This is a genomic window from Microbacterium sp. SORGH_AS_1204 (genome assembly GCF_030818935.1).
GTDB lineage: Bacteria > Actinomycetota > Actinomycetes > Actinomycetales > Microbacteriaceae > Microbacterium.
The window spans coordinates 1,545,699-1,571,882 of the sequence record NZ_JAUTBD010000001.1; the positions used below are offsets into that span (position 1 = coordinate 1,545,699).

The 26,184-nt window shown below is 68.9% G+C and carries 25 protein-coding genes, 4 tRNA genes and 1 pseudogene; 21 read left to right on the top strand and 9 right to left on the bottom strand.

All coding sequences use genetic code 11. The features are described 5' to 3' along the window. Window positions 1–32: 32 nt before the first annotated feature. Both QE410_RS07030 and QE410_RS07035 read right to left on the bottom strand, forming a co-directional pair. Window positions 33–473, bottom strand: a complete 441-nt coding sequence (locus tag QE410_RS07030) for a SufE family protein (RefSeq protein WP_307329769.1) — start codon at window positions 471–473, stop codon at window positions 33–35. A 159-nt stretch (window positions 474–632) separates the two neighbouring features. Then, window positions 633–1,535 (bottom strand): sulfurtransferase, encoded by a 903-nt coding sequence (locus QE410_RS07035; RefSeq protein WP_307329773.1) that lies wholly within the window; start codon window positions 1,533–1,535, stop codon window positions 633–635. 118 nt (window positions 1,536–1,653) lie between these two features. On the opposite strand from QE410_RS07035, the gene zapE reads away from it, so the two are divergent. Then, a complete protein-coding gene (zapE, locus tag QE410_RS07040) occupies window positions 1,654–2,691 on the top strand; it encodes a cell division protein ZapE (protein ID WP_307329777.1) in 1,038 nt (345 codons plus the stop codon). A gap of 164 nt (window positions 2,692–2,855) precedes the next feature. Then, a complete protein-coding gene (locus QE410_RS07045) occupies window positions 2,856–4,130 on the top strand; it encodes an ammonium transporter (RefSeq protein WP_307329780.1) in 1,275 nt (424 codons plus the stop codon). 65 nt (window positions 4,131–4,195) lie between these two features. Here the strand turns inward: QE410_RS07045 and QE410_RS07050 are convergent, their stop codons facing one another. From QE410_RS07050 to QE410_RS07060, 3 genes and pseudogenes are all read right to left on the bottom strand, one after another. Further along, complete coding sequence (locus QE410_RS07050; protein ID WP_307329781.1) at window positions 4,196–4,567, bottom strand: VOC family protein; 372 nt, start codon at window positions 4,565–4,567, stop codon at window positions 4,196–4,198. A 98-nt stretch (window positions 4,568–4,665) separates the two neighbouring features. Beyond that, window positions 4,666–5,499, bottom strand: a complete 834-nt coding sequence (locus QE410_RS07055) for a MerR family transcriptional regulator (RefSeq protein WP_307329784.1) — start codon at window positions 5,497–5,499, stop codon at window positions 4,666–4,668. 55 nt (window positions 5,500–5,554) lie between these two features. Next, a pseudogene (locus tag QE410_RS07060) lies at window positions 5,555–6,823 on the bottom strand (IS256 family transposase). Window positions 6,824–7,314: 491 nt separating this feature from the next. Here QE410_RS07060 and QE410_RS07065 point away from each other — a divergent pair. Continuing rightward, complete coding sequence (locus QE410_RS07065; protein ID WP_307329786.1) at window positions 7,315–7,728, top strand: type II toxin-antitoxin system PemK/MazF family toxin; 414 nt, start codon at window positions 7,315–7,317, stop codon at window positions 7,726–7,728. A 164-nt stretch (window positions 7,729–7,892) separates the two neighbouring features. On the opposite strand, the gene QE410_RS07070 is transcribed toward QE410_RS07065, so the two are convergent. Next, window positions 7,893–7,965 (bottom strand) — tRNA-Val (locus tag QE410_RS07070). Between the two features lie 152 nt (window positions 7,966–8,117). Between QE410_RS07070 and QE410_RS07075 the strand changes: the two genes are divergently transcribed. From QE410_RS07075 to QE410_RS07100, 6 genes are all read left to right on the top strand, one after another. After that, window positions 8,118–8,190, top strand: a tRNA-Gly gene (locus QE410_RS07075). Between the two features lie 65 nt (window positions 8,191–8,255). Further along, window positions 8,256–8,326, top strand: a tRNA-Cys gene (locus tag QE410_RS07080). Window positions 8,327–8,353: 27 nt separating this feature from the next. Beyond that, a tRNA-Val gene (locus QE410_RS07085) sits at window positions 8,354–8,425 on the top strand. Between the two features lie 904 nt (window positions 8,426–9,329). Next, complete coding sequence (locus QE410_RS07090) at window positions 9,330–9,743, top strand: PPOX class F420-dependent oxidoreductase (RefSeq protein ID WP_307329790.1); 414 nt, start codon at window positions 9,330–9,332, stop codon at window positions 9,741–9,743. 174 nt (window positions 9,744–9,917) lie between these two features. Then, the gene (locus tag QE410_RS07095) at window positions 9,918–10,289 is read left to right on the top strand and encodes an ATP-dependent DNA ligase (protein WP_307329794.1); all 372 of its coding nucleotides are present in this window, start codon (window positions 9,918–9,920) and stop codon (window positions 10,287–10,289) included. A gap of 37 nt (window positions 10,290–10,326) precedes the next feature. Further along, window positions 10,327–10,719, top strand: coding sequence for a TIGR03618 family F420-dependent PPOX class oxidoreductase (locus tag QE410_RS07100; RefSeq protein ID WP_307329797.1), 393 nt, complete (start codon window positions 10,327–10,329; stop codon window positions 10,717–10,719). A 32-nt stretch (window positions 10,720–10,751) separates the two neighbouring features. Here QE410_RS07100 and QE410_RS07105 read toward each other — a convergent pair whose 3' ends face one another. Then, window positions 10,752–11,903: an SLC13 family permease gene (locus QE410_RS07105; protein ID WP_307329800.1), complete on the bottom strand. Its 1,152-nt coding sequence runs from the start codon at window positions 11,901–11,903 to the stop codon at window positions 10,752–10,754. 82 nt (window positions 11,904–11,985) lie between these two features. Here QE410_RS07105 and thrS point away from each other — a divergent pair, with 82 nt between their 5' ends. The 3 genes from thrS (at window position 11,986) to QE410_RS07120 (ending at window position 15,910) form a co-directional block, all read left to right on the top strand. Beyond that, complete coding sequence (thrS, locus tag QE410_RS07110) at window positions 11,986–13,971, top strand: threonine--tRNA ligase (RefSeq protein ID WP_307329801.1); 1,986 nt, start codon at window positions 11,986–11,988, stop codon at window positions 13,969–13,971. Between the two features lie 107 nt (window positions 13,972–14,078). After that, entirely contained in the window at window positions 14,079–14,591 is a 513-nt protein-coding gene (locus tag QE410_RS07115; protein WP_307334392.1) for an HIT domain-containing protein, read from the top strand. Between the two features lie 284 nt (window positions 14,592–14,875). After that, complete coding sequence (locus QE410_RS07120) at window positions 14,876–15,910, top strand: RICIN domain-containing protein (RefSeq protein ID WP_307329803.1); 1,035 nt, start codon at window positions 14,876–14,878, stop codon at window positions 15,908–15,910. Window positions 15,911–15,988: 78 nt separating this feature from the next. Here the strand turns inward: QE410_RS07120 and pdxY are convergent, their stop codons facing one another. Both pdxY and QE410_RS07130 read right to left on the bottom strand, forming a co-directional pair. After that, entirely contained in the window at window positions 15,989–16,843 is an 855-nt protein-coding gene (pdxY, locus tag QE410_RS07125; RefSeq protein ID WP_307329807.1) for a pyridoxal kinase PdxY, read from the bottom strand. After that, window positions 16,840–18,180: an aminotransferase class I/II-fold pyridoxal phosphate-dependent enzyme gene (locus QE410_RS07130; protein ID WP_307329810.1), complete on the bottom strand. Its 1,341-nt coding sequence runs from the start codon at window positions 18,178–18,180 to the stop codon at window positions 16,840–16,842. The genes pdxY and QE410_RS07130 overlap by 4 nt, the downstream gene beginning before the upstream one ends. 120 nt (window positions 18,181–18,300) lie before the next feature. Here QE410_RS07130 and pdxS point away from each other — a divergent pair, with 120 nt between their 5' ends. The 9 genes from pdxS to secF all read left to right on the top strand — a co-directional run bounded on the left by pdxS (window position 18,301) and on the right by secF (window position 26,142). Then, on the top strand, window positions 18,301–19,185 hold the full coding sequence (gene pdxS, locus QE410_RS07135) for a pyridoxal 5'-phosphate synthase lyase subunit PdxS (protein ID WP_307329814.1): 885 nt from the start codon (window positions 18,301–18,303) through the stop codon (window positions 19,183–19,185). Continuing rightward, a complete protein-coding gene (gene pdxT / locus QE410_RS07140; protein ID WP_307329817.1) occupies window positions 19,175–19,792 on the top strand; it encodes a pyridoxal 5'-phosphate synthase glutaminase subunit PdxT in 618 nt (205 codons plus the stop codon). The genes pdxS and pdxT overlap by 11 nt, the downstream gene beginning before the upstream one ends. A gap of 10 nt (window positions 19,793–19,802) precedes the next feature. Continuing rightward, window positions 19,803–20,561: a YebC/PmpR family DNA-binding transcriptional regulator gene (locus tag QE410_RS07145; RefSeq protein WP_307329820.1), complete on the top strand. Its 759-nt coding sequence runs from the start codon at window positions 19,803–19,805 to the stop codon at window positions 20,559–20,561. 48 nt (window positions 20,562–20,609) lie between these two features. Continuing rightward, window positions 20,610–21,212, top strand: coding sequence for a crossover junction endodeoxyribonuclease RuvC (ruvC, locus tag QE410_RS07150; protein ID WP_307329823.1), 603 nt, complete (start codon window positions 20,610–20,612; stop codon window positions 21,210–21,212). Window positions 21,213–21,221: 9 nt separating this feature from the next. Continuing rightward, window positions 21,222–21,842: a Holliday junction branch migration protein RuvA gene (ruvA, locus tag QE410_RS07155; protein ID WP_307329827.1), complete on the top strand. Its 621-nt coding sequence runs from the start codon at window positions 21,222–21,224 to the stop codon at window positions 21,840–21,842. After that, a complete protein-coding gene (gene ruvB / locus QE410_RS07160; protein ID WP_307329830.1) occupies window positions 21,835–22,881 on the top strand; it encodes a Holliday junction branch migration DNA helicase RuvB in 1,047 nt (348 codons plus the stop codon). Before ruvA ends, ruvB begins: the two co-directional genes overlap by 8 nt. 80 nt (window positions 22,882–22,961) lie before the next feature. After that, window positions 22,962–23,402, top strand: coding sequence for a preprotein translocase subunit YajC (locus QE410_RS07165; RefSeq protein WP_307329833.1), 441 nt, complete (start codon window positions 22,962–22,964; stop codon window positions 23,400–23,402). A 44-nt stretch (window positions 23,403–23,446) separates the two neighbouring features. Then, a complete protein-coding gene (gene secD / locus QE410_RS07170; RefSeq protein WP_307329836.1) occupies window positions 23,447–25,156 on the top strand; it encodes a protein translocase subunit SecD in 1,710 nt (569 codons plus the stop codon). Further along, window positions 25,156–26,142 (top strand): protein translocase subunit SecF, encoded by a 987-nt coding sequence (gene secF, locus QE410_RS07175; protein WP_307329839.1) that lies wholly within the window; start codon window positions 25,156–25,158, stop codon window positions 26,140–26,142. The genes secD and secF overlap by 1 nt, the downstream gene beginning before the upstream one ends. Window positions 26,143–26,184 lie beyond the last annotated feature (42 nt).

Genomic DNA, 26,184 nt, shown 5'->3' on the forward strand with positions numbered 1-26,184 from the left:
GCGCGCCCCGTCGGGCGTGAGGATGCCGAGGCTCAGGCGGCGCGCTTCGCGCTCACCTGGCGCTTCGCGCGCATCAGCATCCCGGTCATGCCCGCGATGCGCAGCGGACTCACCGCGCGGGTGAGGCCGATGCTCTGCGGGAAATCGTCGGGAACGGCGAGCACCTCATCGGCGCTCAGACCGGTCAGCCCCTGCGCGAGGATGCTGGCGAACCCGCGCGTCGTCGGCGCCTCCGCCGGCGCGGTCGCGTGCATCGCCACGGTGTCGTCGGCATCGACGGTGACGATGATGTACACGGGCGACTGGCACTCGACGACGCGTTCGCGCATCTCGGGATGGTCGGCGTACTCCGCCGGCACCTCGGGCAGTTCCTGGGAGAACTCCAGCAGCAGCTGCAGCCGGTCGGGCTCGTCGAGCTCGAGGAACTCGTCGCGGATCGCGGCGAGGGTGGCGGGGAGGGCGTAGTCGGACATCACCGTCATCCTCCCACGCCCGCGGCCGTCAGGCTCGGGATGCCGCCGCCCGGCGGACGAGATCACACGATCGGTCCGACAGGACACGTCTTCGGCGGCGCGGATCGCGTGACCTCGAGCCGAGCGTGCGACCTCGGCGGGGGGCCAGGCGGAGCGGGCTCAGCGCCCGGGAACCTCGCCGGGCTCGGAACCCGAGACGATCGGCACGCGCACCGCGCTGCCCCACTCGGTCCAGGAGCCGTCGTAATTGCGCACGTCGTCGAAGCCCAGCAGGTGCTTGAGCACGAACCACGTGTGGCTCGAGCGCTCGCCGATGCGGCAGTACGCGACGATCTTGTCGCCGTCGGCGAGGCCCGCGCCATCGCGATAGATGGCATCCAGTTCTTCGCGCGACTTGAAACCACCGTCCTCGGCGACGGCCTTGCCCCACGGGACGCTCTGCGCGCTCGGGATGTGACCGGCCCGCAGCGCCCCCTCTTCGGGGTAGGCGGGGGCGGTGGTGCGCTCACCCGAGTACTCCTCGGGGGAGCGCACGTCGATGAGCGGGTTGCCGAGGTGGGCGAGCACGTCGTCTTTGTATGCGCGCAGGAGCGAGTCGTCGCGCTCGACGACGGGGTAGTCGGTCGGTGTCACGTCGGTCTTGTCGGTGGTGAGCGGCCGCCCCTCGGCGGTCCACTTATCGCGGCCGCCGTCGAGCAGGCGCACGTCTTCGTGGCCGAAGAGCGAGAACACCCACAGCGCGTACGCGGCCCACCAGTTGTTCTTGTCGCCGTAGATGACGACGGTGTCGTCGCGGGAGATGCCCTTGCGGCTCAGCAGCTTCGCGAAGCCCGCGCCGTCGACGTAGTCGCGCACGACGGGGTCGTTCAGCTCCGTGTGCCAGTCCACTTTGACGGCGCCCGGGATGTGCCCCGTCTCGTAGAGGAGCACGTCTTCGTCGGACTCGACCACGACGAGACCCGGCTGGCCGAGACGTTCCTGCAGCCACTCCCCGGTGACGAGCCGCCCGGGCTCGGCGTACGCGGCGAACTTGGACGAGGTGGTGTCGAACTCGACGGTCACGGGAACTCCTCGGTCGGGGCTGTGGATGCGGCGGCATAGGCTGGACACCGCACCTTCGACCCTAGATCCGCCGCGTCGGGGCAGGCACCCTCTTGTAAGACTCGGACACAGGACGACCATGACTTCGACTCCCGCCACGACCGGGCTCATCCACCTCACCGAGCGCGAGCCTGCGGTCACGGGCGCCGAGATGGTCAGCGCCCTCGTGCCCCCGCCGCAGTTCGACGGGGCGACCTTCGAGTCGTACCGGGCGGATGCCGCCTACCCCTCGCAACAGGAGGCGAAGGAGCTGCTGCAGGCGTTCGCGGGCACGCAGGCCGCCCCGGCGAAGAAGGGCGGGTTCTTCCGCAGGGCGGAGAAGGCGGCGCCGGTCAAACCCGGCGTCTATCTCGACGGCGGATTCGGCGTCGGCAAGACCCACCTCTTGGCGTCGATCTACCACGCCATGCCCGCCCGTCGGAAGTACTTCGGCTCGTTCATCGAATACACCGCCCTCGTCGGCGTGCTCGGCTACGCCAAGGCGGTGGAGTTGTTCCGCGGCTCTGACCTGCTGTGCATCGACGAGTTCGAGCTCGACGACCCGGGCGACACGATGGTCATGACGCGTCTGCTCGGCGAGCTCGTGGCATCCGGGACCCGACTCGCGGCTACCTCGAACACCCCTCCCAACGCGCTCGGCGAAGGGCGCTTCGCGGCGCAGGACTTCCTGCGCGAGATCCAGTCGATGGCCGACAGCTTCCGTACGATCCGCATCGACGGCACCGACTACCGCCAGCGCGCGATCGACGGCGCGGCCCGCGTGCTCGCCGACGACGAGTACCGCCAGGCGGTGGATGCCGCCTCCGCCGGGGGAGTGGCATCCGATGACGCCTTCTCCGACCTCGTGGGCCATCTCGCGCGCGTGCACCCCTCGCGCTTCATCCGCCTCATCGACGGCGTCACCACGATCGGCCTGCGCGACGTGCAGGTGCTGCACGACCAGTCGGCGGCGCTGCGTCTGGTCGCCTTCGTCGACCGGGCCTACGACGCGCAGATCCCCATCCGCGCCACCGGCGCTCCGTTGAGCAGCGTGTTCAGCGACGAGATGCTCGCCGGCGGGTATCGCAAGAAATACCTGCGCGCCGTGTCGCGCATGGTCGCGCTCACGCATTCTTGACCCGTTCATCAGCGGCATCCAGTTTCGCGAAACGCACTGTTTACCTCCGTGAGGTCGCTGTAACGTGCACGAAACACGAGGCGAACGGCGGCGGTAACCGGGGGTCGGAACACTGAAGGGACCCGACGCTTTACCTGCGTCCCTGCAGAGAGGTTCCCTCCGAGATGGATCAAGGCAACACCGCATTCATCCTGATAGCAGCCGCCCTCGTGCTGCTCATGACGCCAGGACTCGCGTTCTTCTACGGCGGTCTGGTCAAGGCCAAGAGCGTCATCAGCATGATGATGATGAGCTTCGGCGCCATGGGCCTGATGGGCGTGCTGTGGGTGCTCTACGGCTACTCCATCGCCTTCCCCACCACCGCTGAGGGCACCACCCAGGTGCCGTGGGCGATCGACTTCACCAACTTCAGCCTCGCCGGCGTGCTCGAAGCGCCCGAGGGTGCGGCCTACCCGCCGCTCGCGTTCGTCGCGTTCCAGGCCACCTTCGCCATCATCACTGTCGCCCTGGTCTCGGGTGCCATCGCCGACCGCGCCAAGTTCGGCGCGTGGATGGTCTTCGCGGCCATCTGGGCGACGGTCGTCTACTTCCCCGTCGCCAGCTGGGTGTTCAACTTCGGCCTCGCCGAGGACGGATCCTTCGCGTACGGCGGCTGGATCACCCACGGTCTGCAGGACGTCTTCGGCGTCGGCGCGATCGACTTCGCCGGTGGTACCGCGGTGCACATCAACGCCGGTGCCGCCGCCCTCGCTCTGGCCCTGGTGCTCGGCAAGCGCGTCGGCTTCCAGAAGGGCGCGCACGTTCCTCACAACCCGCCGTTCGTCCTGCTGGGTGCGGGCCTGCTGTGGTTCGGCTGGTTCGGCTTCAACGCCGGCTCCGAGCTCGCCGCCGACAACACCGCCGCCCTCGCCTTCGTCAACACGATCGCCGCTCCCGCCGCTGCCCTGCTCGCGTGGCTGATCGTCGAGAAGATCAAGGACGGCAAGCCCACCTCGGTCGGCGCCGCCTCGGGTGCCGTCGCGGGTCTCGTCGCCATCACCCCGGCCTGCGCTTCACTCGACCCCATCTGGGCGATCGTGCTCGGCCTCATCGCCGGTGCCGTCTGCGCCCTGGCGATCGAGCTGAAGTTCAAGCTCGGCTTCGACGACTCGCTCGACGTCGTCGGCATCCACCTCGTCGGCGGTCTCATCGGCACCCTCTACCTCGGTATCTTCGCCCGGGGCACGGGCCTCATCGAGAGCGGCTCGATCAACCAGCTGCTCGTGCAGGCCATCGCCGCCTTCGCGGTGCTGATCTACTCGTTCGTGCTCGCCTTCGTCATCGGCTTCGCGGTCGAGAAGACGATCGGCTTCCGCGTCAAGAACGAGGACGAGATCGCCGGCATCGACACCGTCGTGCACGGTGAAGAGGGCTACGTGCTCTCCGACACCCGCGGCTGACCCGCTTTACCCCGAACGGGGCGTCACCGAGGAATCGGTGGCGCCCCGTTCAGTGTGTCGCCCGCTCACGCATCGGACGGCATGGTCTCCACGCGCTGCCAGACCCCGAAGCGGCTGCCGCTCGGGTCGGAAAGATGAGCGAAGCGGATGACGCCGGTGTCGATGATGGGTCGTACGACCTCCGCTCCCGCCTGCACCGCCGCGTCGACGATCGCCCGGATGTCGGTCACCTCGATGTAGAACACCGCCCATGCCTCGGCGCCGATGTCTGCGGTGTTCCACAACCCGCCGGCGTTGCCGTTCACGGGCGCGTAGTCGCCGTCGGCCGCACCGAACTCCCACCCGAACACCGATCCATAGAATCGCCGGGCCGCCTCGGGGTCGGGGGTGCCGATCTCGACGTAGTTCGCGGGGTTCACGCTCGTCGACTCACTCATGTCGCCTTCGTCCTGTCTCTCTGCGGCTGCGCCGGATGCGCAGCCCTGGCGAAGACGAGCGTGAAGCCTCCCACCGTGAGAGGGTCAAGTGCACGACGTCAACCGATGGGGATGTTCACCTCGGTCATCCACTTCGACGGGTCGAGCTGTCGTCCGGGACCGACCACATACAGGTTGAACGGGGGCCCGACGCGGCGCAGTCCGCGGTGAGCAATCCATCGACCCACCTCTTCGAGCGCGGACTCGATGCCCTCGTAGGGACCCCGGTGCGTGGTCCACGCCACGCGCTGCGGGGGAAGGTCTGCAACGGAGAACCCGTTTCCACGACCGAGGGGGCCGTCGTACTCGCGCCATACAGCCATCTCGACGTCGTCGTCGCGGTACTCCTCGTCGTAGTAGGTCGAGCCGACCGTCGCGCCGAGGCGGTCGGCATCCACTGCGCCAGGCGTGTTCAGGAAGTCGCTGAAGTCTGCCCAGAGTTCATGTTCCGCCGGGTACGACGAGACGGTGCGCCGCAGAAGGAGCACACGCGCACCCGGGACGGTCCGCTCGCCCACACGTCGCGGGGCCGCCAGGACGGAATCCGCCAGCGCGAGCGCGAGTCGTCGTTGCACGGCCAGATCTGCAACCGTTCGATCGAGCGACGCGACATGGGCGTCTAACCGTGCCCGCAGCGTTTCGGGATCTGCGAAGAGCGGCAGCAGTTCCGCGATCAGCGTGATGCCGCATCCGGCGTCGCGGAGGTCACGGATGCGACCCGCGACGCGCAACTGGTCCGGTGAGTAGCGGCGGTAGCCCGACGAGCGGTCCACCTCGGCCGGCGGCAGGAGGCCACGCTGGTCGTAGTGTCGCAGCATCCGCACGCTGAGGCCGGCGTATCGCGAGAAGTCGCCGATACCGAGCAGGGGTTCCGAGGCGTTCTTCCGGTCCATCGGTCAAGTCCCGTGGCGTGGTGTTATTCCGTTGTTTCCTGATGGTGGGTGATGGTCAGGCGGTGAGGTAGAGCTCGGGGCGTGCGGGTTCGACGGTCTCGTGGAGGGTGTGGACCAGTTTCCGCATGGAGATGTCGGAGAAGTAGCGTCGTTCGCCATAGGACCATTCCTCGTGCTGCTCTTGCAGGACGGCGCCGATCAGGCGGGTGACGGAGTCGCGGTCGGGGAAGATCTGCACCACGTCGGCGCGGCGTTTGATCTCGCGGTTGAGGCGCTCGATCGGGTTGTTCGACCACACCTTCTGCCAGTGCTCCCGTGGGAGCGGCGCGAACGCGGTGAGGTCGGGTTCGGCGGCTTCGAGCATCGCTGCGATGTCCGGGAAGGAGCTGCGGAGGCTGTCGATGACGGCCTGGTACTGGGCGAGCACGGCCTCCGTCGTGGTCTGCGCGAAGATCGTCGAGATCAGCGCGTTGACGGGCTTGGAGCGCGCCGAGCCAATCTTCTGAGTGACGTTACGGGCGAAATGGACCCGGCATCTTTGCCACCCGCTCCCGGGCAGGATCGCCTTGACCGCAGCCTTCAGCCCGGCATGGGCATCGGAGGTGACCAGGGTGACGCCGAGCGAGTCGGTGGCGGTGGCGACCTTCAGGCCGCGGTCTCGCAGGCCGCGGAGGAACTCGGTTCAGAAGTCCGTGGTCTCCGCGTCTCCGAGCGCCATGCCGAGGATCTCCCGGCGGCCCTCGCCGCTGACACCGGTCGCGACGACGAGGGCTTGCGAGACGACCCGGCCGCGGACCCGGACGTCGAGGTAGGTGGCGTCGAGGAACAGGTACGGGAACCAGGTGTGATCGATCCGGCGGTGCAGGAACTCATGCACGGCCTCGTCGATCTCGGAGCAGATCCGCGACACCGTCGACCTCGAAATCCCGGTGTCGTTGCCGAGGGCGCGGACGAGCTGGTCGACCTTCCGTGTGGACACTCCGTCGATCCAGGCTTGGCAGATCACCGCGTAGAGCGCCTTATCGACCCGGCGCCGCGGGGACAGCAGCGACGGGAAGAACGACCCTTCCCGCAGCTTCGGAATCGCCAGGTCGACCTCCCCGGCGGGCGTGGCGAGCGTCTTGGGGCGTGTGCCGTTGCGGCGGGTGGTACGTTCCGGGGTGCGCTCGTGCGGGGCTGCACCGATCTTCACGGTCGCTTCCGCGTTGATCAGGTCCTGCAGGCCGGCTTGCAGCATCCGACGGAACACGTCCGAGTGGGCGAGGTCAGGGTCGGCGAGGACTTCGCCGATGAGGGTCGTCAAGGCAGACTGGTTGTGGGTCATCGTGGGATTCACTTCTTTGCTTCTTGCCGGAAACAACTGGGTATCCCACGGTGGCCCGTCATTCGTCTACGACGACGACGACCCCGCGGGAAATGACACCACGCTACGAGACTCACCCGGTCCATCGAGTCGCTCACGGCCCGATTATGGTCAACCGCTCGTCGGTACGATGACAGCCGTGTCCGCGGAGCACGCGGACCATGAGCCTCGCCGGCGCCGAGGCGTCGGTCGATACCGCAGAAGATGCACCGCGTCCCTATGGTGAAGGCATGGGAACTGCTTCTCGCATCGTGTCAGCGCTCATCGACCTCGCACGCTCCTCGTTGTCGGGGCCGCGGCCGAAAGCTCACGGCTCACCTGAGAAGACGTCGGCGAACGCGGGGCGGCGAGCCTCTGCGCCGGCGGGACGGCCGACGTTCCGGGGTGCGTCCGCCTCGGCTCGCCGCGAGCGTCCTCGCCCGAACGCCGCGCCCGATAACGCATCCGATGCGGTGCCGACCGGCCTGGCGACCGTCGAGATCGACCCTCCGCGGCGTCTGACGCTGACGTACGCCCCCGAGCGCGACAGCGCGCCCGACGGCGGCGAGATCGTCTGGACGTGGGTGCCGTACGAAGAGCGCGACGGCCGCGGCAAGGACCGCCCCGTGCTCGTGATCGGGCGGGCGGATGCCAGCCGCTCGTACGCCGTGCGCCTGACCAGCAAGCCGCACGACGGCGATCGGCAGTATCTTCCGCTCGGTGCGGGGGAGTGGGACCCGCAGGGCCGCCCCTCGTGGGTCGACGTCGATCAGCTCTACCTGGTGCACGACGCGGGTATGCGCCGTGAGGCCGCGGCACTCGACCGCACGCGCTTCGACGCGGTGGCCGCGGCATTGGCGGCGCGGTACGGGTGGGTGAGGGGCTGAGGGGGCGTCACCCGCCCGCGTGCAGCGCGTCACGGGCAGGTGAGGGGCGGAGCGGATGCCAGCATCCCAGGGGGACGCGCCGAGAGCCGGCGCGGCGGCCGCGGTACGGCCGCGTGCGGCGGTGGAACGACGAAGCCCCCGGCGAACCGGGGGCTTCGTTTCGGTGGGCGATACCAGACTCGAACTGATGACCTCTTCCGTGTGAAGGAAGCGCGCTACCAACTGCGCCAATCGCCCGCATCCCGAACGGGACTCATCGATCGTACCGGATGCCGAGAGGTGGTTCTGACCATGAAGGCAAGACACACCCGGGCCGCGCGTGGTTTTGCGTGACCGCTCAGATCGGGTAATGTCTTACGAGTGCTCGGGGCAAGCCCCGGGAACGAAATGCGGATGTAGCGCAGTTGGTAGCGCACAACCTTGCCAAGGTTGGGGTCGCGAGTTCGAGTCTCGTCATCCGCTCGAGTGGAGGGATCTCCGTCAGGGAAACCGATGGAGCATCACGACACGTGGGTCGAACCACACACGGTGGCGTGGCCGAGCGGCTAGGCACCGGCCTGCAAAGCCGTTTACACGGGTTCGAATCCCGTCGCCACCTCACCTCACAATAGAACAGCCTGTATAGGCGCGATTGGCGCAGCGGTAGCGCGCTTCCCTGACACGGAAGAGGTCACTGGTTCGATCCCAGTATCGCGCACCGAATGAAACCCCCGGCTTGCCGGGGGTTTTTGGTTTTCCCGCGGCCGACGTGACCGGACCGGCGCGGCGCCCCGCCCGCGACCGAGTCCCTGCAGATGCAGGCGGCGAACACCAAGACGCCGGCGCCTGCCGTGCGGTGTCGAACACCAAGGCGCCGGCGCCTGCCGTGCGGCGTCGACCGCCGCCTCGTCGAGAGCGGGGAGCCGCCACGCTCGACTCGGCGCGTGCGGGGTTGTCGCGCTGACGCGGGCGCTCGGCGAGCAGGCGTCGACGTCCGCCCGTCCCCGTCGCGGGGTGCGCGCGGCGGCCCTCGTTCCTGTTCGACTCGCCGCGTGCGAAGGCGGCGGCAGGTGAACCGGCGGCGCGTCACACGATCGCCGCGGCCGGAGCCGGCGGGAGAGTGGTCGCCCCCGCCGCCAGTAAGGGGGGCTGCGGAGTGCCTGGCGGCGGGGACACTTAAAAGGTATCCCATGTCCGCCAAATGGGGGACATGAATCCGTACATCTTCGTGCGCTCTTCAGACGATGTTGAGCTTGCGCAGAGCTGCGCACAGCTTCGACGAGTCCGCGACCACGACTCGGCTCGACGCGGGCCAGACGACTCCGCATCCTCACCGAGCGGTCGTCGGCGGCGGAGCAGGCCGTGCGGTGAGGAGCTCGCGGCAAGCGCTCGACTCGAGGGGGAATCGTCCCCGCCGCTGCTGGAACGGGTGTGGGGTCTGACCGTGCGGCGGGGACACCACGAACGTAGAGGACGGGGGAGCCCCGAAATCGCTCTCCGACCGATCCTTGCCATGCTCTTGCGTGTTCCTTGCGGCGCCCTTGACCCTCAGGCGGTGCCGTCGTCCAGATGCGGCTCGCCCTGCCGGTGCCGCCCGTCGACGGCGCAGTAGCCTGACGGACATGACTGTTCCCGACACCCTGTGGCGTGAGATCGCGGCATCCCCGTTCGTCTCCCTCGGCACGTACCGACGCAACGGCGCCCTCGTCGCCGTACCGGTGTGGATCGCGCGCGACGGTGACGAGCTCGTCGTCACCAGCGAGCGGGCGACGGGCAAGGTCAAACGCCTCCGCAACGATGGCCGCGTCACGCTCCGACCGTGCAGCCGCATGGGTGCTGTCGAGCCGGATGCCATCACCGTCGAGGCCACCGGCCGCATCGCCGGCCCCGCCACCGACGATGCGCGCGCCGACACCGCGCTGCGCCGCAAGTACGGGCTGCAGTATCGGGCCATCCTGGGAGTCGAAGCCTTCGTGCGACGGCTTCAGCGCAGACCCGGCGACCGCGTCATCGTCCGTATCTCGCGCGCCCCGTAGCGAAACACCGCCGAACGAAGCGGGCTATCCACGAAGCGACACCCCAGCAAGGGGGTTTGCCGCGCTCGTCCGTCCGCGAGACAGTACAGACAAGACAGCGGTCAACGCCCCCGAGTTCCGCGTTCGAATTCTCGCCTGGAGATGCGCACACGGTGGCGGCCCGATGGAGGCGTCATGGGCAAGTTCATCTACGACGGAGATGTGAAGGTCGACTTCGAAGACCGCCTCCTCGCCCATCTCCAGGCTGTGATCATGGCGAAGGTGCGGCGTGGTGAAAGCTTCCCCTTCACGTGGAAAGACGACCTCAGCACGGGCGGAGGACGCACGACGGTCTACATCCACCCCAACGTGTCGCTCGTCTTCAAGTACCACGGCAGCCGATCGCCGCAGATGAGTGCCGCGTGGCTTCACGCACTGACGTACAACGCCAACTCGGGCCGAGGGTTGTACGTCGTCCCCGAACCCGACGAATTCGCTCCCCGCGAGGGGTCGCGGCGTGACGAGATGGTGTTCCGCGAGGTGCCGAACGAGCAGGCGCCGGCGTAAGCGGGAATTCGCGGAGTCCGTTGCGGTTGACACGAGCATGAGCGACTGGACGCTGGCCAAGCCCTTCTTCGAGACGGATGCCGTGGCCCACCTGGCGACCCTCATGCGTGACGGGTCGCCGCACTCGGTGCCCCTGTGGGTGGGCGTCGAGGGGGACCGGCTCGTGATCTTCACCGAGGTCGATACGTTGAAAGACCGCAATCTGCGGCGCGACCCCCGCGTGGCGATCTCGGTCACCGGCGCCGACAATCCCTACGCGATGGCCTTCGTGCGCGGCGACGCGGTCGAGCGGATCGACGGCGACGACGCGTTGCCCTACGTCGACCGCATCTCGGCGCTCTACACCGGCGCCCCCTACGGAATGCGCGAGGGCCTCGCCGTCTGGTTCATCGAACCGCGCAAGGCCTGGGCGCGCACCTACGAGGACTGAAGCGGGCTGCGACCGCCGCCTCACCGCCCGCGTCACCGGCCGAGCGGCAGCACGCCCAGCAGCAGGATGAGCGGCGCGATCACGGCGCCCAGCACGATGAAGCGGCTCCATTTCACCTCGACGCCGGCGGCGACGAGACGGTCGTGCCACAGCAGTGTCGCCAGCGACGCCCACGGCGTGACGATGGGCCCCGCATTGACCCCGACGAGCAAAGCGGCCAGGCGCGCGGGGGAGCCCGCGACCGACTCGAGCGCAAGGTACGCGGGCAGATTGTTGATGCCGTTGGCCGCGAGGGCGCCGACGCCCGCGAGCTGCCAGAGCGAGGGAAGGTCCTCACCCGTGCCGGCCAGCACCGCGGTGACCTGCCCGATGCCCAGCGACTCGAGCGCTCCGACCGCGAGGAACAACCCGCCCGCGAACACCAGCAGCGACCAGGGCACGAGCCGGATGCCGAGCGCCCGCGGCGCGCGCCACGCGAACACGGCCACGAGCACGATCGCGGCGCCGAGTGCCGGCATCCACGGTTCGAGCCCGACCACGAGCAGCGGGAGCAACGCCAGCGTCACGACGCCGGACACACGGAGCAGGACCCGATCCGAGACGGTGGGAGAGGCGGCATCCGGATACGTCTTCGGCAGCTTCGGGAGGAACGCCACCGTCAGCACGACGACCGAGACCGCGATCGCGATGAGCGCCGAGGGGCCGAGCAGGGCGAGGAATGCGATCGGGTCGTGCCCGCCGCCCAGGGCCTCGGATGCCAGCAGGTTGGTGAGATTCGACACCGGAAGCACGAGGGAGGCGGTGTTGGCCAGCACGACGGTGACGAACGCGAAGGGCAATGGGTCGAGCTTGCGCGCGACCGCCATGGAGACGACCACCGGAGTCAGCAATACCGCGGTGGTGTCGAGGGAGAGGAACGCCGTCGCCACCGTCGCCAAGGCCACCACGAGCACCCAGAGCCACACCGTGCGGCCCCGCGCGATGCGGGCCAGGCGTGCGGCGACGACGTCGAAGAGTCCCGCCTTGGATGCCAGCTCGGCCACGACCGTGACGGCGACGACGAACAGCAGGATTGGCCACACGCGATCGGCGACCGCGACGGCCTCGTTCGCGGGGAGGGTGCCGGTGAGCAGCGCGACGATCCCGAGGATCCAGAGCACGCCGCCGATGATGGCCAGAGTCACCGCTCCACTATGGGGCACGTGCCGTGCGAACGAGACCATGCCCGCCCGGTAGCCTGGAATCGACCCCTTCAGGAGATGTGCTGTGACTGATTTCCCCGCCGATGGCTTCGCCCTCTTCCCCGACCGTTCGGTCGTCGCGCTGCGCGTGAACGGAGAGCTGAAAGACCTGGCCACGACCGTGACCGCCGACGACGTCGTCGAACCGGTCACGATCGACAGCGCCGACGGCCTTTCGATCCTGCGGCACTCGACGGCGCACGTGCTCGCGCAGGCCGTGCAGCGTGTCAAGCCCCAGGCGAACCTCGGCATCGGCCCGCCCGTCACCGACGGCTTCTACTACGACTTCCAGGTCGACGAGCCCTTCACCCCTGACGACCTCAAGGTCATCAAGAAGGAGATGGAGCGCATCGTCCGCGAGAACCAGCGGTTCGTGCGTCGCGTCGTCACCGACGACGAGGCCCGCGCCGAGCTCTCCGACGAGCCGTTCAAGCTCGAGCTGATCGGCCTCAAGGGCGGTTCGGCCGAGGCCGCCGAGGGCGCGTCGGTCGAGGTCGGCGCCGGCGAGCTGACGATCTACGACAACGTCACCCGCGACGGCGAGACCGCGTGGAAGGACCTCTGCCGCGGACCCCACGTGCCCGGCACGCGTCTCATCGGCAACGGCTGGGACCTCACCCGCATTGCCGGCGCCTACTGGCGCGGCAGCGAGAAGAACCCGCAGCTCCAGCGCATCTACGGCACCGCGTGGCCCACCAAAGACGAGCTGCGCGCGTACCAGCATCGTTTGGAAGAGGCCGCCAAGCGCGACCACCGCAAGCTCGGCAAAGAACTCGACCTGTTCTCGTTCCCCGACGAGATCGGCCCCGGACTCTCGGTGTTCCACCCCAAGGGCGGCATCATCCGCTACGAGATCGAGCGGTACATGCGCGAGCGCCTGCTCGCCAGCGGCTACGAGGTCGTGAACACCCCCCACATCACCAAGGGCGACCTGTTCATGACCAGCGGTCACCTGCAGTGGTACGCCGACGGCATGTACCCCCCGATGGTGCTCGACGAGGTCGTGGATGCCGACGGGCACGTGTCGCGTGAGGGCCAGGAGTACTACCTGAAGCCCATGAACTGCCCGTTCCACAACCTGATCTTCCGCTCGCGCGGGCGCAGCTACCGCGAGCTGCCGCTGCGCCTCAGCGAGTTCGGGTCGGTCTACCGTTACGAGAAGAGCGGCACCCTCTCGGGCCTCACCCGTGTGCGCGGGATGACGCAGGACGACACCCACATCTACGTCACCGCCGACCAGGTGAAGGGGGAGCTGACCCACAGCCTCGACTTCGTGCTGCAGACGCTGCGCGACTACGGCCTGAACGACTTCTACCTCGAGCTGTCGACCAAAGAAGACGGCAACCCGAAATTCATCGGCGACGACGCCCTCTGGACCGAGGCGACCGAGACGCTGCGCGAGGTCGCCGAGGCCTCCGGTCTCGAGCTCGTGCCCGACCCGGGTGGAGCGGCGTTCTACGGCCCGAAGATCTCGGTGCAGGCGCGCGACGCGATCGGCCGCACGTGGCAGATGTCGACCATCCAGCTCGACTTCAACCAGCCCGAGCGCTTCGAGCTCGAATACACCGGCCCCGACGGCGAGAAGCACCGCCCCGTCATGATCCACCGCGCCCTCTTCGGCTCGGTCGAGCGCTTCTTCGCGATCCTGCTCGAGCACTACGCCGGCGCCTTCCCGGTGTGGCTCGCGCCGGTGCAGGTCGTGGCCGTCCCTGTCGCCGCCGAATACGGCGACTACCTGCAGGGGATCGTCGCCGATCTCAAGACCAAGGGCGTCCGCGCCGAGGCCGATCACAGCGACGACCGCATGCAGAAGAAGATCCGCACGCACACCACGCAGAAGGTGCCGCTCATGCTGATCGCCGGCGAGCAGGACCGCTCCAACGGCACGGTCTCGTTCCGCTTCCGCGACGGCACGCAGCTCAACGGCATCCCCGTCGGCGAGGCGGTGGCGCGCATCACCGGCGCGATCTCGGCGCGCACGCTCGTCAACACCGCCGAGGATCTCGCGTGACGAGCGATCCGGATGCCGCGGCCGCGGGCTCGTCGCCGGTGACCGGTGCGACGTCCGCCGTCGGCGGGTCCGGATCGGCGAACCCCGACGCGGAGCTCGTCGACGCGATGACGATGGGCGGCGTTCCCGACGAGTTCCAGCGCCTGTGGACGCCCCACCGCATGGCGTACATCTCGGCGGGACGCGAGCCGATGGAGAAGAACTGCCCGTTCTGCGCGGCGCCCGACAAGAGCGATGAGGACGGGTTGATCGTCGCGCGCGGGCGGACGGCCTACGTGCTGCTGAACCTCTTCCCCTACAACTCCGGGCACCTGCTCGTCTGCCCCTACCGTCACATCGCCACCTACGACCAGGCGACCGACGAAGAGGTGGCCGAGATCGGAGCTCTCACGCAGCGCGGAATGCGGGTGCTCCGTGCGGTCTCACGCTGCGATGGCTTCAACCTCGGCATGAACCAGGGAGCGATCGCCGGGGCCGGAGTCGACGCTCACCTGCACCAGCACATCGTGCCGCGGTGGGCGTCGGATGCGAATTTCTTCCCGATCATCGCCAAGACGAAGGCGCTCCCGCAGATGCTCGGCGACGTGCGGCGCACGGTCGCGGAGGCCTGGGGGAACTGACGGCGGTCGGCGCTTTCGCCACGGAGTACAGAAAGCGCTTGACAGGGGCCGTAAAACGACGGCAGAATCGCCTGCAAGCGGATTGTGAGCGATAACACCGGTGTTGTCGCCCCGCGATGATGCGTCTCGGTGTCTCTGTGAACAGGGCGCCGGCGGGCCGAGTACCCCCCTGCTTGGCGACGCGCCGTCGCGCGCCCGAGGTCGGTTCCGGCGGCCCACGGCGCTCGGCGTTCCCCCACCCCGGATCGCCTCGCGGCGACCCGGCACAACGGAAGGTAATCCCCATGTCCCGGACGACGACGTCCCGCATCACGGGTCGAGGATGGAGCGCGTGCGGCGCGCTGCTGGCATCCATCGCCCTCGGCCTCACCCTCTTCGGCGCTGCCTCTCCCGCCTCGGCAGCCGCGCCGGTGGGCACGGGCACGAACCAGGAGATCCGAAACCAGCAGAACACCCTCTGCATGGACGACTACGCCTTCAACACCCAGCCCGGCGCGGAGGTGCGTCAGTGGACGTGCCTCGAGGGCCAGAACCAGCTGTGGGCGATCACCGACCTGGGCAACGGCTATGCCGAGATCAAGAACAAGCACAGCAACCTCTGCCTCGACAACTTCAACTTCGCCACCGCCCCCGGTTCCGAGGTGCGGCAGTGGACCTGCAACGGCGCCGACGTGCAGCAGTGGCAGCTCACCGACGTCGGCGGCGGCTGGACCGAGATCCGCAACAAGTACAACAACCTCTGCGTGACGAGCGACGCCTCACCCGTCGACGGCGTGCTGCTGGCCCAGCAGACCTGTAACAACTCCGGCGTGCAGCGCTGGCGTCTGACCGACCCGAACGTGTCGAAGATCACCTGGAGCCTTTCGCGGTCGGCCAACCCCACGGAGGACGAGGCCGATGCCTACGCCCGCATCACCGACGCGATGAACCGCGCCGTCGCTCGCTACAACAAGTTCAACAACACGTGGCGGCACCTGACGGTGGAGTACGCGCCCTGGGTGCAGACGGCTGACGCCAGCATCAACGGCAACATCCGCTTCGGCTCGAACCGTGGCTTCATGCAGGAGGGCACGGCCCTTCACGAGATGTCCCACACCGTCGGTGTCGGCACCGCCGGGCACTTCCAGGGCAAGTGCGACGCGCAGGACTGGCCCTCCGCCCTTCCCCTGCTGCGCACATGGGACGGCCCCGATGCTCGGATCAACTGCGGCGGCAGCCACTTCTGGCCCTACGGGCTGAACTACTCGAACGAGTACAACGAGACCAACTTCGACCGCAACGTGCGACTGGTGCAGGCGATGCACCACGACGGCCTCTGATTTCGTACACCGCGTGACCGACGCCGGTCCCGTCGAGTCGCCCCGAACGGGCGGGTCGGCGCGACCGGCGTCGCCGTGTCAGCGCACCTGGCGCACCGAGAACTGCAGTCGAGGGTGGGCGTAGGCCTCCTGCGACTCGATGAGGCGGAGCTCGCGCGAGCCCGCCTCGTACGTGTTGCTGAGCAGGTCGAACACACTGGATGCCGTGCGAGCCAACGCGTCGGCGGCGTCACCGCCGCTGCGGCGGTAGTGCGCCGTGAAGAGGGCGGCGGTCACGTCGCCCGAGCCGTTGGCCTTCATGGGGATGAGCGGGGTCTGAACGATCCACGCGCCGGCGTCGTCGACGACCATCATCTCGATGGTGTCGGGCTCGCGGTCGGGGCGCTCGACGCTTGTGGCGAGTATTGTGCGGGGGCCGCGGGCGCGGAGAGCATCCGCCGATTCCAGGGTGGATTCGATGCTGCCGGGCTCCGTGCCCGTCAGGAAGCCGAGTTCGAACTGGTTGGGGGTGAGGATGTCCGCGACCGGCACGACCCGCTCGCGCAGCAGCTCGGGGATGGCCGGCGCGACGAAGCAGCCCGACTTGGCATTGCCCATGACGGGGTCGCAGGCGTACACGGCATCCGGGTTCGCCTTCTTCACCCGCGCAACGGTGTCGATGATGACGTCGGCGATGCCCTCGCCGCCCTGGTACCCCGAGAGCACCACGTCGATCTCGGGGAACACCCCGCGATCCTCGATACCGGCGATGACGGCGGCCACGTCGTCGGGCGAGATCAGCGGGCCGCGCCACGCGCCGTAGCCGGTGTGGTTGGAGAAGTTGACCGTGTAGACGGGCAGAACCTCGACGCCGATACGTTGGAGGGGGAAGACGGCGGCGGAGTTGCCGACATGCCCGTACGCCACGGCGGACTGGATCGAGAGAACCTTCATGCCTCGATCCTTCCACCTCGCGAGCCCGGGCGACGCGTCCCCGCGGCGGCGGCGATGTCGTCGGCGAGGGCCGCCGCGGACGCCTCGTCGAGGTCGTGCACGGTGAGGCGCAGGAAATCGCCGGCGGGGGCGGGGGAGAGGAAGAACGGATCGCCCTCGCGCACCAGCCAGCCGCGGCGCATGAGGTCGTCGCGCACGGACGCCGCCGGCACCGGCAGCGGCACCCACAGGTTGAGTCCGTCGCCCGGGGTGGTGGGCAGTCCCCGCTCCGTGAGGCTCCGGGCGAAGGCGGCGTTGCGCGCGGCGTAGTGCACGGCCGCCCTCTCGATGTCGGCGCGCACCTCGTCGTCGGTGACGAGCGCGAGCGTGAGGCGCTGCAGGATGTGACTGACCCACGTGGTACCGGGGGTCAGGCGCACGGCGAGCCCGTCGGCGGTGTCGGGATCGGATGCCGTGACGGCGAGGCAGGTGTCGGGTCCGAGGAATTTCGACATCGACCGGATGCGCGCCCAGCGCTTCTGCGTCGGGCCGATGACCGAATGCAACGGTGACCGGGACAGCAGCGAGAAGTGGTCGTCTTCGATGACGAGCACGTACGGGTGCTCGGCGAGGACCGCGCGAAGAGCGGCGGCACGTCGCTCGCTCAAGCTCGCGCCCGTGGGGTTGTGCGCGCGCGGTGTGCAGATCACGGCCCGCACCCCCGCCTCGAGGGCGGCGCGGAGGCCGTCGACCGTCATGCCCTCGGTGTCCACGTCTACCGGGACGGCGCGGTAGCCGCCGGTGCGCACGGTGTGCAGCGCCGAGAGGAAGCAGGGGTCCTCGAGTGCGACCGCGTCGTCGCGTTGGAGGGCCTGAGCGAGCAGTCGCTCGATCGCATCGCTGGCGCCGCTGGTGACGGTGATGCGCACGTCGTCGTGGGGGAGCTGATCCGTCATCCACGCCCGCGCCCACGCTTCGAGACCGGGGTCGATGACGGGCTCGCCGTACAGGACCGGCCGCGCCGAACGGGCGAGCGCGGCGGTGGGGTCGGGGATGCGGGCGGGGTCGGGGTTGCCCGTGCCCACGTCGCGCAGCACGGTGTCGGGCGCGTACCCCTCTTGCGCGACCGCCGCGCGATCGGCCACTCGCGTGCCGCCGCGCCCGCGCGTCTCGACCAGACCCGCCTGCGCGAGCTGTCGGTAGGCGGCGACGACGGTGTTGCGGTTGACGCCGAGGTCGACGGCCACGGCGCGCACCGAGGGCAGAAGCGTTCCGGGAGCGAGTTCGCCGCGTTCGATGCGGGTGCGCAACGCGGAGGCGATACCGGATGCCGAGTTGCCGGTCATGTCGATGCTCATACGCCCCCTCTCGCGTGCTCCCAGCTTATGTCCTCAGCCATGCTACGGTTTGGCCTAAGCCAAATGAATCGCGCCCCGAAGCGCGGAACGTCGCGCCGCCGGGCGCGGAATGGAGTGGACATGACCGACACCGGAACCGCCCGCGTCAAGCGCGGCCTCGCCGAGATGCTCAAGGGCGGCGTGATCATGGACGTGGTCACCGCCGAGCAGGCTCGCATCGCCGAAGACGCCGGCGCCGTCGCCGTCATGGCGCTGGAGCGCGTGCCCGCCGACATCCGGGCCCAGGGCGGCGTCGCCCGCATGAGCGACCCCGACCTCATCGACGACATCATCGCGTCGGTGTCGATCCCCGTCATGGCCAAGGCCCGCATCGGCCACTTCGTCGAGGCGCAGATCCTGCAGGAGCTCGGTGTCGACTACATCGACGAATCCGAGGTGCTCTCGCCCGCCGACTACGTCAACCACATCGACAAGTACGACTTCACCGTCCCGTTCGTGTGCGGCGCCACCAACCTCGGCGAAGCGCTCCGCCGTATCACCGAGGGAGCGGCGATGATCCGTTCCAAGGGCGAGGCGGGCACCGGCGACGTGTCGGAGGCGACCAAGCACATCCGCACCATCCGCGGTGAGATCAACGCCCTGCGCGCCAAGACCAAGGACGAGCTCTACGTCGCCGCGAAAGAACTGCAGGCGCCCTACGACCTCGTCGTCGAGATCGCCGAGACCGGCACGCTCCCTGTCGTGCTCTTCACCGCGGGAGGGGTCGCAACCCCCGCCGACGCCGCCATGATGATGCAGCTCGGCGCCGACGGCGTCTTCGTGGGCTCGGGCATCTTCAAGTCGGGCAACCCCGCCCAGCGCGCCGCGGCGATCGTGAAGGCAACCACCTTCCACGACGACCCCAAGGTCGTCGCCGAGGCCTCGCGCGGGCTCGGCGAGGCGATGGTGGGCATCAACGTCGCCGACCTCCCCGCCCCGCACCGCCTCGCCGAGCGTGGCTGGTAAACCGCGCGTCGGCGTGCTCGCCCTGCAGGGCGACGTGCGCGAGCACCTCGCGGTGCTGACCGCCCTCGGCGCCGACGCACGACCCGTGCGTCGGCGCGAGGAGCTCGCCGCCGTGCAGGGCCTCGTCCTCCCCGGCGGCGAGTCGAGCGTCATCGACAAGCTCGCCCGCGCCTTCGGCCTGTTCGACCCCATCCGCGCCGCGATCGCCGACGGCATGCCGATGTACGGCACGTGTGCCGGCCTCATCCTGCTTGCCGACCGCATCGACGGCGCCATCGCGGGCCAGCAGACCTTCGGCGGCCTCGATGCGCGCGTCGCCCGCAACGTGTTCGGGAGCCAGACGGCCTCGTTCGAGACCGACCTCGACGTCCCCGCCCTCGGCGACCCGCCCGTGCACGCCGTCTTCATCCGCGCTCCCGCGGTGGTGGAGTGGGGTCCGGATGCCGAGCCCCTGGCATCCCTCCCCGATGGGCGCGTCGTCGCCATCGAGCAGGGCGCGCTGCTCGGCACGGCGTTCCACCCCGAATCGACCGGCGAGACGCGCTTCCACCAGCGCTTCCTGGCCCGTGTGCACGCGCGGAGCGGCGCAGACGCGCCCGCGTTCTAGACTGGAAGCTATGTCCGGACACTCCAAATGGGCCACGACCAAGCACAAGAAGGCGGTCGTCGACGCCCGCCGCGCCAAGTCGTGGGCCAAGCTCATCAAGAACATCGAGGTCGCGGCCAAGCTCGGCGGCGCCGACCTGCAGGGCAACCCGACCCTCTTCGACGCCGTGCTCAAGGCCAAGAAGACCTCGGTCCCCAAAGACAACATCGACCGTGCCATCAAGCGCGGAGCCGGTATCGGCGGCGAAGCGGTCGAGTACGCCTCGATCATGTACGAGGGCTACGGCCCCAACGGTGTCGCTTTCCTCATCGAGTGTCTGACCGACAACAAGAACCGGGCGGCGGCCGAGGTGCGCACCGCCCTCAGTCGTAACGGCGGCACGCTCGCCGACCCCGGCAGCGTCGCGTACAACTTCAGCCGCAAGGGCGTCATCGTGGTCCCCGCCGAGGGCACCAGCGAAGACGACGTCATGCTCGCCGTCCTCGAGGCGGGCGCCGAAGAGGTCGAGCCCCACGGTGAGGGCTTCGGCGTCATCACCGAGGCGAGCGACCTGGTCTCGGTCCGCAGCGCGCTTCAGGATGCCGGCATCGAGTACGACTCCGCCGACGTCGAGTTCGTCCCCTCGCTGAAGATCGAGGTCGACGCCGACACCGCCCGCAAGGTGTTCCGCCTCATCGACGCACTGGAAGACAGCGACGACGTGCAGAACGTCTACACGAACTTCGACCTCACCCCCGAGGTGCAGGCCGAGCTCGAGAACGACGAGTAAGGGCGCGCCCTTCACGACGACACGGCCCCTGCGCATAGCGTGGGGGCCGTGTCCCGTTCTCTGCGCGTTCTCGGCATCGACCCGGGCCTGACGCGGTGCGGCATCGGCGTCGTCGACGTCTCGCCGAACCGCACGGCCTCGCTCGTGCACGTCGGCGTCGTGCGGTCGGAGACGTCGGATCCGATCGAGAAGCGTCTGGCGGCCATCGCCGCCGGCATCCGCTCCGTGCTGCAGGAACACGACCCGATGGTCGTCGCCGTCGAGCGGGTGTTCGCGCAGAACAATCGGCACTCGGTCATGGGAACCGCGCAGGCGAGCGGCATCGCCCTGCTGCTCGCCGCCGAGCACGGCATCCCCGCGGCCACGCACACGCCCAGCGAGGTCAAGGCCGCCATCACCGGCTACGGATCGGCGGACAAACTCCAGGTGCAGACCATGGTCGCCCGGGTCCTGCGCCTGGACGCGCTGCCGCAGCCCGCGGATGCCGCCGACGCCCTCGCGATCGCGCTGTGTCACGCCTGGCGCGGGGGAGCGGCTCCGGCATCGTCCGATTCGGCGCTGACGCCCGCCCAGCGCGCGTGGAGGGATGCCGAGAAGCGGCGTTCTCCACAGCCACGTGTCGCTCGAACGCATGTACGAACGGGCGCGTAAGCTGGCCGCATGATCTCTTCGCTGCACGGCACGGCGGCCCACGTCGCCGACGATTCGCTGGTGGTCGTGGTGGGGGGCGTCGGCTTCTCCGTCGCCGTGACCGCGCAGATGGCGCGCACCGTGCACGCGGGGTCGGAGGTGCACCTGCACACGAACCTCATCGTTCGCGAAGACGCCCTGTCGCTCTACGGGTTCGAGAGCCGTGAAGAGCTGACCGTGTTCACGCAGCTCATCAGCGTGACCGGCGTCGGGCCGAAGTCCGCGCTCGGGGTGCTCTCGTCGCTCACGGTGCCGCAGATCGCCCAGGCCGTGGCCGACGACGACGACGCTCCGTTCCGCCGGGTGTCGGGCATCGGCCCGAAGACGGCGAAGCTCATCGTCGTGCAGCTCGCCGGCAAGCTCGCCGTCGTCCCCGCCGCCGCCCCGGCGGCCGTCGCCGCGCACGGGCAGGTGCCGCTGCAGGTGACGCAGGCCCTCGTCGGCCTCGGGTGGACCGAGCGCACCGCGGCCGAGGCCGTGGCATCCGTCGCCGAGAACGCCTCCGACGCCGACCGCGCGTCGGTGCAGGCGCTGCTGCGCCTGACGCTGGCCCTGCTCGGTCCCGCACGCAAGGAGACCGTGGGTGGCTGACGTCCGCGACGCCGGTACGCCCGACGACGAGACCGAACTCGCGATCGAAGGGGCTCTGCGCCCCGTCTCGCTCGCCGAATTCGTCGGACAGCACAAGGTGCGCGGCCAGCTTCAGCTGCTGCTCGACGCCGCGCGCATCCAGCAGCGCTCGCCCGACCACATTCTTCTGTCCGGCCCTCCCGGCCTCGGCAAGACCACGCTCGCGATGATCGTCGCGCACGAGAGTGGCCGTCCCCTGCGCCTCTCGAGCGGTCCGGCCATTCAGCACGCGGGTGATCTGGCTGCTCTGCTGTCGTCGCTCACGCCGGGTGAGGTGCTGTTCATCGACGAGATCCACCGCATGGCGCGTTCCGCCGAAGAGATGCTGTACCTCGCCATGGAAGACTTCCGCATCGACATCATGGTGGGCAAGGGCGCAGGCGCCACCAGCATCCCCCTCGACCTGGCCCCGTTCACCCTCGTGGGCGCCACGACACGCGCGGGACTGCTGCCCAATCCCCTTCGCGATCGCTTCGGCTTCACCGCCCACCTCGAGTACTACGAGCCGGAAGAGCTCGAGCAGGTCGTGTCGCGTTCGGCATCGATGCTCGACGTGGGACTGCCTGCCGCGGCGCGTTCCGAGATCGCGCGACGGTCGCGCGGGACGCCGCGAATCGCCAACCGCCTCCTGCGCCGCGTCCGCGACTATCTCGTCGTCCACGGCCCCTCGGCGGGTGCCGACGACGGTCACGCCGATGTCCGCACGGTCAACGCCGCGCTCGATCTCTACGACGTCGATGCCATCGGTCTCGACCGTCTGGACCGGGCGGTGCTCGACGCCCTCGTGCGCCGGTTCCGTGGGGGACCGGTCGGCCTCAGCACCCTCGCCGTCACGGTGGGCGAGGAGGCCGAGACCATCGAGTCCGTCGTGGAGCCGTACCTCGTGCGCATCGGATTCATGGGTCGTACGCCGCGCGGTCGCGTCGCCACGCCCGAGGCCTACGACCACCTCGGTGCGCCCCACCCCGACGGCCTTCTCCGGTTCAGCCAGGGCGTATGACCTATACTCGGCGGGGGATTCCCCGACCCTCGCAAGGCAGTGCCGCACGGCGCGCCTGATCTGAAAGGTGCACCGCCTCCATGGATAGCTTCCCCCTTCTGATTCTGCTGGCCGGTCTGCTCGTCTTCATGTTCGTGAGCTCGCGCCGCCGCATGAAGAAGCAGAAGGCCGAGCAGGAGAAGAAGGCCCGCGAGACCGTTCCCGGCGCCGAGGTGCTGCTGCAGGGTGGCCTCTACGGCACCATCGTGGAGTACGACGGCGAAGACCTCGACAAGCCCGCCCTGGTCGAGATCGCCCCCGGCACCGTCATCAAGGTGCACAGCCAGGCCATTCTGCGCATCGTCGACCCGGCCGAAGGAGTCGTCACCGAAGACGAGTTCATCGACGCCGAAGAGGCCGAGGCCGAGTACGTCGCCGGCGTCGCCGACGGCGACACCAGCTCGATCAGCGACGACCAGCGTGCGGCCCGTCAGCGCGCCGTCGACCCGGAGCGCGACGACAAAGACCGCCCTGCGGTCTGATCGCCCCCCTCTTTCCGTTCACCGCCGCACAGAAAGCCGACTTCGTGGCGCCCTCTACCCCTGTCCGTCATGCCTGGCGCGTGTTGACCGGATTGCTCGCCATCACCGGCGTGCTCTTCGGTATCAACGCCCTGGGCGTGCACGTCTTCAACGCCAGTTCCTGGACCCCCGATCTCGCCCTCGACCTCCAGGGCGGGACGCAGATCATCCTCCAGGCCCAGACCACCGACGGTGCCGCGCCCGACAGCGAACAGCTGCAGCAGGCCGTCACGATCATCCGCCAGCGCGTCGACGCGTCCGGCGTGGGCGAGACCGATGTGGCGACCGAGGGCGGTCGCAACATCGTCGTGCAGATCCCCGGTCAGGCCGATGAGGCCACGCGTGAGCGCATCCAGAGCTCGGCGCAGCTGCAACTGCGCCCGGTGCTCTTCACGGGCGCGCAGGCCACCTCGTTCGTCGGCGCGGACGGCAACTCCACGCCGTATCCGACGCCGGACCCCGCGCTGCCGGCGACACCGACCGCCTCGCCGACCAATGCGAGCGACCCCGCGTACATCACGCCGGCGCTCCAGGCGCAGTTCCTCGCCTACGACTGCGCCAACCCGCCGTCCAACCCCTCCGAGGCGCCCGCGGATCAGCCGATGATCACGTGCGGTATCGAGGACGGACAGAAGTACATCCTCGGCCCCGTCGAGCTCAACGGCACCGACATCTCCGACGCCACCAACGGCCAGGAGCAGAACACGGGCCGCTGGGCCGTCAACCTCGTCTTCAACGACCAGGGCACCCAGAAGTTCGGCGAGATCAGCCAGCGCCTCGTCGCGCTTCAGGCGCCGCTGAACCAGTTCGCCTTCGTGCTCGACGGCTCGGTGCTGTCGGCCCCCGTCATGCAGGGCACCATCCTCGACGGTCGCCCGAGCATCACCGGCAGCTTCACCCAGGAGTCGTCGAAGGCCCTCGCCGACCAGCTGAAGTACGGCGCGCTGCCGCTCAGCTTTACGGTCGTCAGCTCCGACACCGTCTCGGCCACCCTCGGTTCGCAGCAGCTGCAGATCGGCTTCATCGCGGGTCTGATCGGTCTCGGTCTCGTCGCGATCTACTCGCTGATCGTCTACCGCGCCCTGGGCACCGTGATCATCGCCTCGCTCGGCGTGATGGCGGTCCTGACGTACGTCGCGCTGTGCATCCTGGCGTGGCGGGCCGGCTTCCGCCTCTCGCTCGCCGGTGTCGCAGGTCTGATCGTGACGATCGGCTTCACCGCCGACTCGTTCATCGTCTACTTCGAACGCATCCGAGACGAGCTGCGCGACGGCAAGTCGATCACCGCGGCCGTCGAAGACGGCTGGGCCCGCGCGAAGCGCACGATCTACATCTCGAAGTCGATCAACATCCTGGCCGCCGTCGTGCTGTACATCCTCGCGGATGCCACGGTGAAGGGCTTCGCCTTCACGCTGGGCCTCACGACCGCGATCGACATCCTGATCTTCGTCCTGTTCACCCACCCGGTCATGCAGCTGCTCGCCCGCACGCGCTTCTTCGGCTCCGGGCACCCGCTCTCGGGTATGGACCCGACCGCACTGGGCGCCGTCTACCGTGGTCGCGCGCAGTTCCGGGCGCCGGTCGTGGACGCTCCGCGCGTGCAGCGCTCCCGCGGGGAGGCGCAGCGCCGTCAGACCATCGCGGAACGCAAGCAGGCGGAGCTCGCCGCCGCCGGCCGCGGCGATAGCCGCTCCACGAAGGAGGGAGACAACTGATGCGCTCCATGTCGCAGCTCGGCAACGACCTCTACTCGGGCAAGACCTCCTTCCCGTTCGTGCAGCGTCGTCGCCTGTGGTTCATCATCGCCGCGGTGCTCGTCATCGGTGCGGCCCTCGTGCCGCTGTTCCGCCCCGTGCAGTTCTCCATCGAGTTCACCGGTGGCGCGCAGTTCACGGTGTCGAACCCGGCGTCGCTCGATCAGTCCCTCGCGACCGACGCCGTCGCGTCCGTGCTCCCGGGTGCCACCACGCGCGTCTCGACGATCAACGACCAGGCCGTGCGTGTCCAGACCGACCAGCTCGACAACGACGAGGCGCAGGCCGTCTCGGCCGCCCTCGCCACCGCCTACGACGTTCCGACGTCGGAGATCACGAACTCGTTCATCGGCCCGACCTGGGGCAACGACGTCACCCGGCAGTCGCTGTGGGGTCTGTCGATCTTCCTGGCGTTGACCTTCCTCATCCTGGCCATCTACTTCCGCACGTGGAAGATGTCGGTCGCAGCCATCATCGGCCTCGTCGACGTGCTCGTCATCACCATCGGCGTGTACGCCGTGTTCGGGTTCGAGATCTCACCGGCGGCCGTCATCGGCTTCCTCACGATCCTCTCGTACGCGCTCTACGACACCACCGTCGTCTTCGACAAGGTGCGCGAGAACACCAGAGAAGACGGCGAGATCTCGGGCCGCACCTTCGCCGAGTCGGTCAACCTCGCCGCCAACCAGACCCTCATCCGCTCGATCAACACCACCGTGGTCGCGATCCTGCCGGTCGGCGCGATCCTCTTCATCGGTGTGCCCCTCGGCGCCCGGACGCTGAGCGACATCTCGCTGTCGATCTTCGTCGGAACGATCGTCGCGGCCTACTCCACGCTGTTCGTCGCCGTGCCGATGTACGCGCTGCTGCGCGAGAAGGAGCAGCCCGTCGCGCAGCGCGATGCGCGCGTGCTCGCCGCGCGTGAGAAGGCAGGCGTCCCGGCCTGACCAGGAGCGACGTGATGACAGGTGGGGCCCCGGCGTGAGCCG